14 protein-coding genes are annotated in these 14,963 nt (G+C 37.0%); 6 read left to right on the forward strand and 8 right to left on the reverse strand.

Annotated elements, in window-relative coordinates; all coding sequences use genetic code 11:
* The first annotated feature begins 111 nt into the window (after window positions 1-111).
* From PY093_RS02240 to PY093_RS02265, 6 genes are all read left to right on the forward strand, one after another.
* Window positions 112-1,107, forward strand: coding sequence for a glycosyltransferase family 4 protein (locus PY093_RS02240; protein WP_275644244.1), 996 nt, complete (start codon window positions 112-114; stop codon window positions 1,105-1,107).
* Between the two features lie 116 nt (window positions 1,108-1,223).
* The gene (gene selD, locus PY093_RS02245; protein ID WP_275644245.1) at window positions 1,224-2,276 is read left to right on the forward strand and encodes a selenide, water dikinase SelD; all 1,053 of its coding nucleotides are present in this window, start codon (window positions 1,224-1,226) and stop codon (window positions 2,274-2,276) included.
* 105 nt (window positions 2,277-2,381) lie between these two features.
* Entirely contained in the window at window positions 2,382-3,284 is a 903-nt protein-coding gene (phnD, locus tag PY093_RS02250; protein ID WP_275644246.1) for a phosphate/phosphite/phosphonate ABC transporter substrate-binding protein, read from the forward strand.
* 12 nt (window positions 3,285-3,296) lie between these two features.
* Window positions 3,297-4,052 (forward strand): phosphonate ABC transporter, permease protein PhnE, encoded by a 756-nt coding sequence (gene phnE / locus PY093_RS02255; RefSeq protein WP_275644247.1) that lies wholly within the window; start codon window positions 3,297-3,299, stop codon window positions 4,050-4,052.
* Between the two features lie 152 nt (window positions 4,053-4,204).
* Window positions 4,205-4,966 (forward strand): phosphonate ABC transporter ATP-binding protein, encoded by a 762-nt coding sequence (gene phnC / locus PY093_RS02260; RefSeq protein ID WP_275644248.1) that lies wholly within the window; start codon window positions 4,205-4,207, stop codon window positions 4,964-4,966.
* Window positions 4,967-5,084: 118 nt separating this feature from the next.
* Window positions 5,085-5,693: a polysaccharide deacetylase family protein gene (locus tag PY093_RS02265; protein ID WP_275644249.1), complete on the forward strand. Its 609-nt coding sequence runs from the start codon at window positions 5,085-5,087 to the stop codon at window positions 5,691-5,693.
* Between the two features lie 75 nt (window positions 5,694-5,768).
* Here PY093_RS02265 and PY093_RS02270 read toward each other — a convergent pair whose 3' ends face one another.
* From PY093_RS02270 to PY093_RS02305, 8 genes are all read right to left on the reverse strand, one after another.
* Window positions 5,769-6,929 carry a phenylacetate--CoA ligase family protein gene (locus PY093_RS02270; RefSeq protein ID WP_275644250.1) on the reverse strand — a complete coding sequence of 387 codons (1,161 nt, stop codon included), beginning with the start codon at window positions 6,927-6,929 and terminating at the stop codon, window positions 5,769-5,771.
* Window positions 6,930-7,718 (reverse strand): ABC transporter ATP-binding protein, encoded by a 789-nt coding sequence (locus PY093_RS02275; protein WP_275644251.1) that lies wholly within the window; start codon window positions 7,716-7,718, stop codon window positions 6,930-6,932.
* A gap of 108 nt (window positions 7,719-7,826) precedes the next feature.
* Window positions 7,827-9,005 (reverse strand): ABC transporter substrate-binding protein, encoded by a 1,179-nt coding sequence (locus PY093_RS02280; protein WP_275644252.1) that lies wholly within the window; start codon window positions 9,003-9,005, stop codon window positions 7,827-7,829.
* Window positions 9,006-9,051: 46 nt separating this feature from the next.
* On the reverse strand, window positions 9,052-10,113 hold the full coding sequence (locus PY093_RS02285) for a branched-chain amino acid ABC transporter permease (RefSeq protein WP_275644253.1): 1,062 nt from the start codon (window positions 10,111-10,113) through the stop codon (window positions 9,052-9,054).
* Between the two features lie 3 nt (window positions 10,114-10,116).
* Window positions 10,117-11,001: a branched-chain amino acid ABC transporter permease gene (locus tag PY093_RS02290; RefSeq protein WP_275644254.1), complete on the reverse strand. Its 885-nt coding sequence runs from the start codon at window positions 10,999-11,001 to the stop codon at window positions 10,117-10,119.
* The gene (locus PY093_RS02295; RefSeq protein ID WP_275644255.1) at window positions 11,001-12,911 is read right to left on the reverse strand and encodes an AMP-binding protein; all 1,911 of its coding nucleotides are present in this window, start codon (window positions 12,909-12,911) and stop codon (window positions 11,001-11,003) included. The genes PY093_RS02290 and PY093_RS02295 overlap by 1 nt, the downstream gene beginning before the upstream one ends.
* Window positions 12,912-12,933: 22 nt before the next feature.
* Entirely contained in the window at window positions 12,934-13,704 is a 771-nt protein-coding gene (locus PY093_RS02300) for an ABC transporter ATP-binding protein (RefSeq protein ID WP_275644256.1), read from the reverse strand.
* Between the two features lie 409 nt (window positions 13,705-14,113).
* A complete protein-coding gene (locus tag PY093_RS02305; RefSeq protein ID WP_275644257.1) occupies window positions 14,114-14,746 on the reverse strand; it encodes a LysE family transporter in 633 nt (210 codons plus the stop codon).
* Between the last annotated feature and the right edge of the window lie 217 nt (window positions 14,747-14,963).

Raw genomic sequence — 14,963 nt, forward strand, 5'->3', positions numbered from 1 at the left:
AAACCCCTTGAAAAATCCAATCTTTCTAAGTGACAACGACAAATAAATCTGTGATAATTTACACACACTCTAAAATGCAGGGTGACACAGTTTTTTAGTAGGAGTGACAGTATGAAGGTTGTATTAGTAACACCCAATTTTCATCAACCGCGCGGAAACACTGTAACTGTTCAGCGCATTGCGGATAAATTGGAAAATCAAAAGATTGAAACGGAAATTATTTCAGTAACAGAAGACCATAAGATACGTACTTTACCACGTGCAGATGTGGTTCATGGCTTTCATGCCTATCGCTTTTTTAAGTTTATTGAAGGGCTAGAAGACCCGATTGAATCGTATGTGTTAACCATTACAGGCACAGATTTGAATCATGATTTATTTGATAGCCATAAACGTGCGGATGTGATTAAATCGGTTACACAGGCAAAGGTTATCCACGTCTTTAACGACAATGCAAAGAATTTGTTGACAAAAGAAGTACCCTCTGTCGCAGAAAAAATATACGTAATACCCCAAGGGACAAGTGAACTTAATGATACAGATTTAGCGATTAACAAAGAAGCTAACACGTTTTTATTTGTTCTCCCCGCTGGGATAAGGAAAGTAAAAAACATTCCATTTGCAATCAATATGCTTACGACTCTATACGAAAAATACCCACATATTCGCCTTTTAATCGTAGGTCCTATAATTGAAGAGGATGAAGGTAAACTTGTAGAGGATTTAGTTGAAAAAAACAAGGAGTGGGTACAATATATAGGACAAGTCCCACATAAAAGTATGGGCGCTATCTATAGGAATGCTGACGCGATGCTTAACACCTCCTTTTCAGAAGGTCAGTCAACTGCCATTATTGAAGCAATGGGCTATGGGTTACCTGTTTTAGTTTCAGCGAATGAAGGAAACTTAAGTCTTGTAGCACATAAAGAAACTGGCTTTGTTTATAGTAAACCGATCGAATTTCTTGATTATGCAGCGCAATTAGTTAATAATAACGAAGTAAGAGAAAATCTTGGAGAGTATGCCCAGAGTTATATTGCTAAATATCATTCGAATTCTTACGAAATTGATACATTAGTGAAAATCTATAAATATGCGCAAAAATAATACGCGCACATTTATTCAGATTTAACTTCAATATAACCTAATGAGAGGTCCCTTATCATGTTCGTTTTCATTACTCCCAAAGAATTTTTCATATAGTGTAAGAAGGAGTGAGTTATATGTCTAAAAAAGAAGAGATTGTTAAGTTAACTTCTTTATCAACTAAAGGTGGTTGAGGATGCAAAATTGGTCCTGAGGACCTGACGCAAGTTCTGCGTCATTTACCAAAAGCTATACCAGATCCAAATCTACTTGTCGGTTTAGATACATCAGATGATGCTGGTGTGTATAAAATAAACGAAGACACTGCTCTCGTACAAACATTAGATTTTTTCACACCTATTGTTGATGATCCCTATATGTTTGGACAAATAGCCGCTGCAAATTCATTAAGCGATGTATACGCCATGGGCGGAAAACCGATCACTGTAATGAATATTGTTGGCTTTCCAATAAGTACTCTTGATAAGAGTATTTTAGCTCAAATACTCGTTGGCGCTGCAGACAAGGTTAGAGAATCAGGTGCTGCCTTGGTTGGTGGACACTCCATTGATGATCAAGAGCCAAAGTTTGGTTTATCCGTAACTGGAATTGTTCATCCTGACAGAATTCGATCAAACGCTGGTGCAAAACCTGGTGACCGCCTCATTTTAACAAAGCCAATTGGTGTTGGAATTCTAACAACTGCCATAAAAAAAGACTTATTAGAAAAAGAAGATCTAGATAATGTAATGACTCTAATGGCAACCTTAAACAAAGATGCTGCTGAAGCAATGGAAGACTTCAATGTAAATGCTTGTACGGATGTGACTGGTTTTGGATTACTTGGACACACGATTGAATTAGCTGAAGGTAGTAAAGTTGGCGTTACAATTAATAGTAAGGACGTTCCTATTTTACCTAGAACAAAAGAGCTTGCAGAACAAAATATTATTCCAGGTGGAACTAGAAAGAATCATAAGTGGCTTTCAGGAAGAATTGAATATGATCCTAGTATTAGTGAGATTGATCAGCTGATCCTTTGTGATGCGATTACATCTGGAGGACTACTTATCTCTGTACCTGAGGCTGAAGCTGAAGGACTACAGCGCAGACTTCACGAGAAAAATGTCCCTTCTTCCATTATTGGAGAAGTAACAAATGAGGCGCCTGGGTGTATTAGAGTAAACTAAAAGGACTCGAACAGAGTCCTTTTTTCAAATAAGAGTAATCGGCTTTATTAGGTATTTGTCAAGGGTTAATACAGTCCAATTTTCATTTGAAGAGGAGAAATGACGATGAAAAAAATTTTTTTAATTATCTTCACATTATTTCTAACCCTATTTTTAGCAGCCTGCAGTGAGGATAATTCAACAGAAAACAATGAACCAACTCAAACGGAAGAAGAGACCTTCACAATTGGCGTTATTCCCTCACAAACTGAAGGATCAATGGAAGGTGCAATGGATAAATTGCAATCTATATTATCTAAGGATTTAGATCGTAATGTATCTGTTGAAGTTTATCCAGATTATAACGGTGTTGTTGAGGCAATGAATTATGACAAAATCGATATGGCCTTTTTCGGTCCATTAACATATGTCGTGGCAAATGAAAAAAGCGGAGCGCAGGCTATTATTACTCAATTAATAGATGGTGAACCATTTTACCATTCATATATTATTACACACAAAGACAATCCATTGAATTCGATTGAAGAATTGGTAAATAATGCTAGTGAAACTGATTTTGCATTTGGTGATATCAACTCGACTTCAGGCTCTCTTATCCCGTCAATTGAACTACAAGACAGAGGTGTTTACGAATCTGTTGATGAATATGCTTTTAATACAGTTCGATTCACAGGTTCCCATGACGCTACTGCTTTATCGGTTCAAAATAAGCAAGTTGATGCAGGCGCGATTGATAGTGCAATTTATAATCAGCTTGTTGAATCAGGAAAGATTGATGGTGATCAATTTAAAATAATCTGGGAATCTGAGAAATTATTCCAATATCCATGGGCTGTTTCTAAGGATACCGATCCAGATACAATAAAACAACTACAAGATTCATTTATAGCCATTGAGGACGAAGAAATTGTAGCTGCATTTGGTGCGACCGGTTTTACAACTGCCTCAAACCAAGATTATGAAAGTATAAGGCAAGCTGCAATTAAACAGGGAATTATTAACGAATAGAGCTGATTAAAAGTGTGGTTTAAACGTCGTAGTATCTTTACCATCATTCTGCTGACTATTGCGGTCTCTATAAGCATGAAGTTAACAGAATTTGACCTTTCAAAATTTAGAGATTTCAGAAATATGATTGACTTTCTATCACAATGGTTTCCGATGAACTTCTCTGCGTTACCTAAGATGCTTGAGGACAGTTTTGAAACATTAGCAATGGCGTTCCTTGGTAGCTTTTTTGGACTTATAATTGCACTTCCTATAAGCTTTATGGCTGCCCGCAATACATCACCATCGAACCTACTATTTCACACATCTAGGGTTGGTTTAAGCTTTGTTCGATCAATCCCTGAAATTGTGTTTGGTTTAATATTATTAACAGCACTTGGTCTTGGTCCCTTCCCTGCTGTTTTAGCTATTATGTTCCACAATATTGGCGTACTCGGCAAATTGATTTCAGAATTAGTAGAATCTGCTGAACCAGGCCCACATGAGGCAATGAGAGCAGTAGGAGCTAAAAATTGGCTTGCATCAATTTTTAGTATCATCCCACAAATTTGGCCAAACGTCTTGTCACATTATTTCTACCGATTTGAAGTAGCGATTCGTACATCACTAATACTTGGGTTTATAGGTGGTGGTGGTATTGGCCAACGTCTATTTAATGATTTTAAAACCTTTCAATACTCTTCTGTCTCGCTTGATGTACTAATCATTATGATCATTGTTGTCATGGTTGATTTTTTCGGCAGTTATGTTAGAAATAAAGTAATTTAGCCCCTTTTCTGCAAATGAAAACAATAAGCGAATATATATTTAAAATGTCAAAAAAAGATACCACAAAACTAAGTTTCTAGAGACTTATATAAAAGGTATTAAAAAAGCACCAAATTTTATGAAACCAGCCTAATCTAAAAGGAGCAGAGTATATGATCGAGCTAAAAAATGTATCTGTTCGTTACCCGGGAACTAATAATCAAGCACTAAAAGCGATGAATCTCACGCTCAAAGAGGGAGAATTTGTTTGTATTTTAGGGAAAAGTGGAGCTGGAAAATCAACTCTTATCCGTTGCATGAATGGATTACAAAAACCAACCAATGGGGATGTCTATTGGGATCGGAAGCCATTATCAAGCATGAATTCAGAAGAAGAGCGAAAAGTTCGTAGGGAAATGGGAATGATTTTTCAGCATTTTAACCTTATCCCCCGCTTAACTGTTCTACAAAATGCCCTTACAGGTATGTTTGGTTATCGGAACACATTTAAGAATTTGGTTGGATGGTTTACAAAGGAAGAAATAGCCCAGGCTAAACAAGTGATAGCTGATGTAGGACTTTCCGATTTTATAGAGCGAAGAATAGAACAATTAAGTGGTGGACAAAAACAAAGGGTTGGTATTGCAAGAGCATTACTACAGGAGCCGAGAGTTTTTCTTGGTGATGAGCCTGTAGCAAGTCTCGATCCTGGAACAGCCAATCTCATTTTCACATTACTACAAGAACTACATCAACGCCATAAATTATTAACCGTTATAAATGTACATGATGTTACACTCGCAAAACAATATGCTACTAGAATCCTTGCTTTAAAAAATGGAGAATTAATTTTTGATGGGAAACCAGAGGAATTCAGTGAAGAAGCCTATGTTGATACGTATGGGGCACATAGAAGATCTTATGTCTTAAATTAAAGCACGGCGCCCGGAGCTAGACACTAAACCTAGTTACAAAATTTTCATGCTTTCTTTCTTAGTACAAAAAAAGCAAGCACAAATAAAGGAGTGCTTTGTTATGTTAAAAAGCCCATGAGTGGTTATAAATCGAGTCGTGTACGACTCAACTGATTCCAATGTCGTCACAACGGTTAAGACACAACATAAAAAGTCGGTGGTATTAACCTTTGATGATGGACCTAGTAAACTCTTACCGCGAATACTTGATGTATTATATGCAGAAAACGTCCCTGCTACCTTTTTTTGGCAGTCAAAATTGCTTTTTGCGGAACGTCCCTGGGAAAGAGTGTTGAGTGAAAGCCATGAAATTGGTACCCATTCTACGAAACACCTTAATTTAACAAATTTAACTTATGACAAACAATTTCACGATATAGCTAATAGTGTTACCCATATCGAAAACATTACAAAGAAGAAAGTTAAATTCTTCCGTCCACCATTTGGTCAATATAATACTGATACTATTTCGGTCGCAAAAGCACTTCACTTAACACCTATTATGTGGAAAATTGCTTCTTTGGACTGGGAGCTAAAAAACGAGCCAGAAAAAATAATCACAAATGTAACAGATCATTTAGAAGATGGAGCCATCATCCTACTGCATGAATTAAAACAAACAGCTGATGTACTACCTGAATTAATTAAAGAAATAAAAGGAAAAGGATACCATTTTACAGGGTTATAGATTCTCTAACCCCATTTATTAATTCTAAACAGGAAAAAATGATAAGGTACAATACGTACCTTATCACTCAAATGACTATGTAAACTTTCGTTGGTCAACTAGTAGTTTTTCACTTTTATTGATTGAGCCAATGCTAACCCTTTTAATGACAGGGGTTACACGAATTACATCTTGTAGTCTGGAGACTAGCTCGTCATTGAGCTCATTATTAGATTCTATGGTTATTTCCAATTGGTCTTGATTACCACTTCTCGTAACAATTGCCTGAAATGAACGGAGTCCTTCACTTTCTAATACAGCAGCAAGCTGTTTCTCCCTAACGAACATCCCTTTTACTTTTACACCATCACTTACTCTACCAAGAATACCTTCAATTCGCTTACCTTCATACCCATCCACCCAACATGATAGGTCGCCTGTGCCAAAGCGGATCAGAGGATAGCTTTTATCAAACAAGGTTACTACTATTTCTCCCTCCCCACTTTTTACCGTTTCACCAGAGTGAGGATCACAAATCTGAACAATAGCTGATTCTGTCACCTTTAATCCAGGACCTATTTTATCTTCAAACGCAATACAACCACAATCTGCCGTTCCATACCCTTCATAAACCTGGATTCCATGTTCAGAACATTTTCTTCTCATTTCCGATGTGGTCATTTCTGCCGTAAAAAATACTTTATTAACGACAAGTTCATTACCAATGGTCCACCCTTTTTCCACAGCTGCATCTAGTAAAATAGCAAAGAAGCTCGGTGTACCAACATAGCCAGTTACCTGAAGGTCTTTCATCACTTGAATTTGCAATTCCCTGTTTCCCGTACCAGCTGGAATAACCGTTGCTCCTAATTTCCGAAGGGCGGAATCGAACATAAACCCTGCCGGAGATAAATGATATGAAAAGGTATTTTGCACTATATCACCTTCGTCAAAGCCTGCAGCTTCTAGAGCCTCTGAAAATCTCCAAAAATCATCTTCCTTTGTTTGAGGGTCATAAATAGGGCCCGGTGACATGAAAATTCTTGCCATCTTAGAAGAGGGGATCGTCGAAAACCCACCAAACGGAGAAAAATCACTTTGTAGCTCTGGTAACCTATCTTTTTTAAGAACAGGTATTTTTTCTAGGTCTGACTCTGACGATATTTCCTCCGGAGATAATCCAGCATGTAACATAAGTTTTTTAAAGCCCTCTGCATGTTCGAATGCATAAGAAACCATTTCTTGAATGGATGACAATTAGAGCCACCTCTTTCGTCTTTTATAAGATTTTATATCTTTATAGCTTTTTGCACCTTTATCGCCTATACCAAGATAAAATTCACGAACATCTTGATTCGTTAATAGCTTTTCGACCTCGCCTTCCATAACGATTCGCCCATTCTCCATAATATAGCCATAGTGTGCAATCGATAAGGCAACCTTAGCGTTTTGTTCAACTACTAAAATAGTGGTTCCTTCTTCTTCATTGATTTTCTTTATGATAGAAAAGATCTCTTTTACTAGAAGTGGTGCAAGCCCAAGTGAGGGCTCATCCAATAGCAATACACTTGGCTTTGCCATTATTCCCCTACCAATTGCTAACATTTGCTGTTCTCCGCCAGATAAATAACCTGCTTGACGATGCTTTAGCATTTCTAGTTTAGGAAAATAGTTATAAACCTTTTGAATATCGTCTTTAATATTTTTACGGTCTTTACGTGTATGGGCCCCAGCTATTAAATTATCTTCAATTGATAAATGCTCAAAGACACGCCGGCCTTCCATACATTGAAAAATACCTTTTTTAACAATCATATCGGCCCCGTTTTTATCAATTCGCTCATCATTTAACTCAATAAAGCCATCTGTTACTTCCCCATTTTCACTTTTTAAAAGCCCTGAAATGGCTTTTAAAGTCGTTGTTTTTCCAGCACCATTGCTACCTAATAGGGCAACAATTTTTCCCTTTGGTACAACCATCGACAAGCCTTTTAATACTAAAATAACACGGTCATACACAACCTCAACATTGTTTAATGTAAGCACAAAGTACCCCCCTATCTAAGAAGCTCAAATTAGCGTTATACTCTTGAATAAGAATATAGACGTTCTATTTTTGTAAGAATGGGGGATAAAATACTCCCCCCTGCTCATTTAATAACCAATATAGTCTGTAAAGATTTCAAATTTACCGTTTTTAACTTCGGCTAAACGTATTTGATTCGTTCCAGCATGATTATCTGCTGTAAATGTTACTGGTGCAGCCAATCCACCTAAGTCAAGATTTTTAAGCTTTTCTAACCCTTTTCGAATTCCCTCACCAGTTGTTGGATCATCCGCAAGCTTAATTCCTTCCACCATAATCTTTGCAGCTACCCAGCCTTGAACGAATTTTTGATCTTTATCCTCTAACTTCTCACCTTTACTTTCTAAATAATCCTTTATCTCAGCCATGCCAGGTAGGTCTTCATATGGGAAGGCATGTGTAACAACTCCGATAAAACCTTCTGCAGCGTCACCTGCAATAGGAAGAAGTCCTTCACCTGTTGCCCAGTTTAAACCGATAAATTGTGTATCAATACCTAATTTTTTTGCATCCTTCAAGATAGTTGCTGTCGCACCCCAAGTTTGTTGAATAATTGCATAGTCTGGATTTTTCTTTTCCATATTTAGTAATTGTGATGTTGCATCTAACGCACTTAAATCTACAACCTGCTCATCAACCACTTCGATACCAATTTCCTTCGCAAAATCCTTCGCATCTTGAATTGGTGATTTACCGAATGCTGTATCATTATAAAGGAGAGCAACAGTAGGGTCTCCACCACTATGATTATCCTTTATCCACTTCAACGCAGAACGTGCTTGGTCTGAATATGATGCCGCTGTCAAGAAGTTATATGGACTTTCATCGATATTTTTAAGGTTTTCTGAATAAGAAGCAGAAATGAACGGTAATTTATCTGCTGCAACTAATTGACGAAGTGCTTCCGTATCACCAGTACCCCAACCTAAAATAGCAGAAACCTTATCTTTTGATTTATACTTTTGATAAAGCTTTTGTGCTTCAGGAATCTTATAAGCATAGTCCTCACCAATTAATTCTAATTTGTATCCATTTACTAAACCTTGTGTGCTTAAAAATTCAAAGTATGCTTTTTCACCTTCTGCATATGGCGTTCCTACATCACCAGTTCCTCCAGTCAAATCAAATAGTCCACCAATTTTAATCGTTCCTTTTTCATCACCAGAAGCTTCCTCACCACCTGAGCAGCCTGCAATTATACTAAGCACTAACACCATAACGAATACTAAAAACCGATTTTTTCTCATACTTCTCCCCCTTTTTATCCTTTTTTAGTTAGCTCTCATCTTACAATTAATAAGAAAACGGCCAAAGCTTAAAGTAATCCTTTATATTCTTCCATATTTTCGCCAGTCCTTCTGGCTCATATATAAGGAATAAGATAATGACTAACCCAAACACTACTTCTTTGAGCCCAATTAAAACACTGGCTATTTCCGGAATTATTCCGCTGATCACATCAATTGCAGAACGAAGAAAGATTGGTAATAACGTAATAAATACAGCTCCATAAATAGAGCCAAAGACACTACCTAACCCACCTACTAGAATCATTGCCAGGAATTCGATTGAAACAGTAATACTATACAGTTCTGGACTAACTATCATCGTATAGTGTCCTAATAAAGCACCTGCGACACCAACGAAAAATGAGCTAATTGAGAATGCGAGCAACTTAAATTTAAATATATCAATCCCCATTACTTCAGCCGCAATATCACGATCCCTTATAGCGATAAACGCACGCCCGACTCGAGACCTAAAGAGGTTTAGTGTAAATATGGTAGTAAATAATAAAACGAAAAACATTAAGTAATAATAGCTAGTTTCACTTGCAAATACAAAGCTACCAATACTAGGCCTTGGTAGGACTAGCCCTGCAGTACCACCAGTTAAACTGTCCCATCTTGAAATGACAAACAAAATTATCACTTGTGCAGCCAAGGTTGCAATTGCTAAATATAGACCTTTTAAACGTAGTGATGGTATCCCAAATAGAGCACCTACAATGGCAGTAATAAGTCCTGCCATTGGCATTGCAGCCCAAAAACTCAATCCGACCTTAGCCGTTAAGACAGCAGATGTATACCCGCCAACTCCTAAAAACGCACCTACTCCAATTGAAATTTGTCCTGTAAAACCTGTCAAAATATTTAGCCCGATTGCACCAATCGCCGCTATTCCACATAATGTGGCTATTCCCACTACATACTCCGAAGAAATGAAAGGGAAAACTGCAAACAAAGCTACAATAGCGAAAATCCGCATTCTTACTCGGGTAATTTTCCAAATACTCGTGTCTTGTTTATAGTTAACATGGAATTCACCACAATCCATTACGAATGGATTTCGCATTTTTTACACCCTCTCAATTTCTTTTTTACCGAACAAGCCGTATGGTTTAAACATAAGAATGAACACTAAAAGCACAAATGGCATAACTTCTTTTAAACCACCACCTGTTAACGGATCTAAATATCCACCTGTCATGCTCTCAATGATTCCAATGATTAATCCCCCGACAATTGCACCAGGAATACTGTCTAGCCCGCCTAGAATAGCCACAGGTAATACCTTTAACCCAATTGCTGACAAAGAAGCATTAACCCCATTTATGTTTCCAAGTAAAATCCCTCCTACCGCTGAAACAATCGCTGCAATTGCCCATGCGACAGCAAATATCGTTTTCACACTAATCCCCATTGACATAGCTGCTTGTTGATCATCTGCTGTCGCCCGCATTGCAATTCCAAGCTTTGAATACTTAAAAAACAATGTGAAAATAAGAAGCATGAAAACGACTATTACAAGTGACCAAAGATAAACTGGAGCAACCACTACTCCCACAAACTGAACAGGCTCTTCTGAAAATATTTTTGGAAATACACGAGTTTCATTTCCCCATAAAATATGTACGACACCGGCTAATACACTTGATAGACCAATGGTCGCCATGATCATCGAAATGACTGGTTCTCCTATAAAAGGCCTTAGAACTATTCGCTCAATCACAAAACCAAGAATGGCGCTAAATATGAGTGCGATTAGTACTGCTGCTATAAATGGAATATTGTATGCTGTAATTAGTGTAAGACAGACATATGTACCCACTAATAAAAATTCACCCTGGGCAAAATTTATTGCATCACTAGATTTATAGATTAATACAAAGCCTAGGGCAACAAGTGCGTACACACTACCTACAACTATTCCCGTAACTAACATCTGTAAAAAAAACGTCATTAAGCTGCCCCCTCTCCTTCGTCCATAAAGATTACGCGAAGTGTAGTTTGAATCAATTGTTCATTCCCATCCCGATACCTAATACGGCCTTCAACATCGATCTGGTTATTTTCAGAGTAAATTCCTTCAATTAATTTCTCATATTTCTTAGCAACAAATTGTCTCCGGACTTTTTTCGTACGAGTTAATTCTTCATCATCTGCATCTAGTTCTTTGTAAAGAAGCACAAACTTTTTAATCCGAGCTTTTTCTGGTAAAGTCTGATTAACTCCATTTACCTGTTCCTGGATCAATTCTAGAACTTTAGCCTTTGATGAAAGATCCGTATACGTTGTGTAGCCAATTTGGTTTTTCTCTGCCCATCTACCAACATTCTCCATATCTATATTAATAATTGCAGTTACATAAGGACGATCCCTACCTGTTGCAACAGCCTCTTGAATATATGGGCTAAACTTCAATTTATTCTCAATAAATTGGGGTGAAAACATTTCGCCGGTTTTTAATCTGATAACATCCTTTAACCTGTCAATAATGTATAGGTGCCCTTCTTCATCTAATCGGCCAGCATCTCCAGTATGAAGCCATCCATTTTCAATTGTTTCTGCAGTGGATTGTTCATTGTTGTAGTATCCTTTGCATACACTAGAACTTCTAATAAGCACTTCACCTTTGTCTGATACCTTCACTTCTGTTCCAGGAATAGGAATTCCAACACTATCAAGCTTAATATCCCCATCGCGATGAACAATCGCGATTCCTGATACCTCGGTCTGTCCATATATACTTTTAACATTTACCCCGATACTATGGAAAAATGTAAAGACATCTGGTCCGAGTGGTGCCCCACCGGTATAAGCACGTTTAACACGCAATAAACCTAAGTGGTCTTTAATTGCACTAAACAAAAAGTAATCCGCGACTTTGTATTTCATTTTTGTGGTGAGGGAAAGTTCTTCTTTATTAAACTTTGCTCTAGCAACTTTCTCTCCAATTGGTTTGCACCAATCATAAACCTTTCGCTTTAGCCAACCGGCATCTTGGATTCTAACTTGAAATTTAGAAACCATATCTTCGTAAATTCTTGGAGGTGAAAACATAACGTGAGGTCCAATTTCACGTAGATTTTCTAACACAGTTGATGGTTCTTCAGGGAAGTTTATTGTCATCCCGCTATATAAGCCCATCGCTATCGTCATCATTTGTTCCCCAATCCAAGCTAAAGGTAAGAATGAAAGATATTCGTCACTTTCAGATAAGGGGTCAAATGAGGAAAGACTTCGCGCCATATCAAATAAATTCCTATAGGAAAGCATTGTTCCTTTTGGGTTACCTGTGGTTCCCGATGTATAGGATAATATAGCCGTATCCTCGTATACTCCTTTGTTTATTTCATTTTCAAAATAAGAGGGTACTTCTTTATCGAAAGTTCTTCCAAGTTCCTGTACATCATCAAAGAAAAAGAGATTTTCATCCTTATATTCTCTCATTCCTCTTGAATCATAATAGATAATCGTCTTAACCTTCGGAATCTTCTCTTTAATTTCATATAATTTATCAACTTGTTCTTGATCTTCCACTACAACAATTGTTGCCTCACAGTTGTGTAGAATATAGGCAATTTCAGTAGGGAGTGCCTCTTGGAAAATCCCTACAGCCACTCCACCCAAGCTTTGTGCGGCCAATTCACTAATGACCCATTCTGGACGATTATCGCCGATAATAGCGAGTTTTTCTTCCCGTGTTAGTCCTAGTTTAGCTAAACCTAAACTAAACGCCTTCACATGGTCAAAGTATTCTTGGTATGTTACTTCATTCCATATTCCAAAGTCCTTTTCCCTATAGGCAACTTTGGAGCCATTCAACTTACTTTTCTCCCTTAGAACTTGAGGAAATGTCATGTTGGACATTAAATACCTCCTCCCTCTTATTTTATCCTGCTTCATCTTCACCTAAATAGGCATTAATTACCTTTTGATTATTTTGAATTTGGTTAGGTGTTCCATACCCAATTAATTTTCCAAAGTCTAGAACAGCTATGTGATCAGAAAGGTCCATTACAACCCTCATATCATGTTCAATTAAGATGATCGTTGTCTTTTTTACAGCATGAATATCAATAATATAACGAGCCATATCCTCTTTTTCTTCGCTATTCATACCTGCCATCGGTTCATCTAATAATAATAGCTCTGGCTCCAAAGCTAACGCTCTACCAACTTCAACTCGTTTTTGTAATCCATATGACAACCTGCCAACAGGGGTATTTCGGATGTGTTCAATTTCAAGAAAGTCGATCACTTCCTCCACTTTCTCCCGATGCTCTATTTCTTCTCGTAGAGCTTTCCCCCAGAACAGGCCACCTGAAAGAACACCTGTTTTCATTCTGACATGTCGTCCAAGCATCAAGTTGTCCAACACAGACAAATGGGGGAACAACTCGATGTTTTGAAAAGCCCTAGCAATTCCTAACGCAGTACGTTTGTGGGGCTTTAAATTAGTAATCTCTTCTCCTCTGAAGGAAATGGTTCCTTTAGATGGACGGTATAAGCCACTTATACAATTCAACATACTGGTTTTTCCAGCACCATTTGGTCCTATAAGGGAAAAAATTTCCCCTTCTTGTACCTCGTAACTAACATGATCTAGAGCAGTAACACCTCCAAAACGTAATGTTACATCGTTAATTTCTAATATCCCCAAATTTTTTCCTCCTCTCGGGACAACTAGCTGTAAACGCTTTCTAATAAAACACTCAAACATTATATTCTATAAATAATAGCGATATCCTTTTAAATTTATATTAATATTCTAAATATTTATAATATTATTTATATTAATTATTCTAGTGTAATATTTATTTTAGATAAAACAATTAAGTATGAGTATAATCAATTACTTCGAATTAAGCATATTACCACAAGAAAAGTCTGATTCTTCAACGATTTATGAACAGACTTTATGAATAGCTACTCCTAGTTAGTAATTCCTCTGCAACAATACCAACAGAACATTGATGAAAATTCGTATTTGATTATAATTTTCCTACTTCTACAAAATTTCTAATATAAAAGTGTTATTACTTAGGTTTTGTCGGTTCAGCCATACAATATTATCCAAATAACGCGAGAATGCCTTGATAACCAAAATATGCACCAAAGCCAATTAAAGATAATCCAGAAAGTATTTGAATCACTATGATACTAGTAGAAGTTAAATACTTTCTAAAGCCACTAGTTAACCCCGCTACAAATATATCCCAAAGTGTTAACCCAATAAAAATCATTGCGCTATACATGAGAAGTTCACTGGTACCATAACTAGCTGCTGTTTTTGCCAGAACTGAGCCGTATATTCCTAACCAAAAAAGAATTGACAACGGACTTGAAATAGACATAAGAAATCCGGTCATAAAGCACTTAAACAAGCTATCCTTTTTTCTGTCATGTGAAATAGATATATCTTTGGCACTTATTATACTTTCGATTCCACTATATAAAAGAATAAATGAACCAAAAAGCCATAGAAACGTTTGGACCGGTGGATAATCTAAAAAGTGAACAACACCAAAATAAACAAGTAACATAAAAATCGCATCGGCAATCATTGATCCTGCACCAACTATCCAAGCATGCCAAAATCCATTTTTAAGGCCCTTATCTAATCTTGCAGAATTTACCGGACCAATAGGTGCAGCCAAACTTAAACCTAAGAAAATATAACTTAAAAAAATACCAATTCCCAATACTCCCCAACTCCACATATTTTATTTACCGCGATATATAACTTGTACCAGCTAACTTGTACAATTTATGCGGTAGCTTTCTAAAATAAAACAAGAGATTTGAAGGCGCTCAGGAGTTTGAGGTTAAAATGTGAGTTTATTTAGGTTTTCTGATATTTCTTAAAAAAACTTGTAAAAAAACCGTTGTTAGGAAAAACTACTGTTTATTAAAATTTAA

The sequence above is a fragment of the Cytobacillus sp. S13-E01 genome, assembly GCF_029193815.1.
GTDB lineage: Bacteria > Bacillota > Bacilli > Bacillales > Bacillaceae_L > Bacillus_BV.

Bases quoted from the DNA above. Each gene is read 5' to 3' on its own strand.
- PY093_RS02240 (WP_275644244.1), top strand. From the start codon at position 112: ATGAAGGTTGTATTAGTAACACCCAATTTTCATCAACCGCGCGGAAAC.
- phnD (WP_275644246.1), top strand. From the start codon at position 2,382: ATGAAAAAAATTTTTTTAATTATCTTCACATTATTTCTAACCCTATTT.
- phnC (WP_275644248.1), top strand. From the start codon at position 4,205: ATGATCGAGCTAAAAAATGTATCTGTTCGTTACCCGGGAACTAATAAT.
- PY093_RS02280 (WP_275644252.1), bottom strand. From the start codon at position 9,005: ATGAGAAAAAATCGGTTTTTAGTATTCGTTATGGTGTTAGTGCTTAGT.
- PY093_RS02285 (WP_275644253.1), bottom strand. From the start codon at position 10,113: ATGCGAAATCCATTCGTAATGGATTGTGGTGAATTCCATGTTAACTAT.
- PY093_RS02290 (WP_275644254.1), bottom strand. From the start codon at position 11,001: ATGACGTTTTTTTTACAGATGTTAGTTACGGGAATAGTTGTAGGTAGT.
- PY093_RS02295 (WP_275644255.1), bottom strand. From the start codon at position 12,911: ATGTCCAACATGACATTTCCTCAAGTTCTAAGGGAGAAAAGTAAGTTG.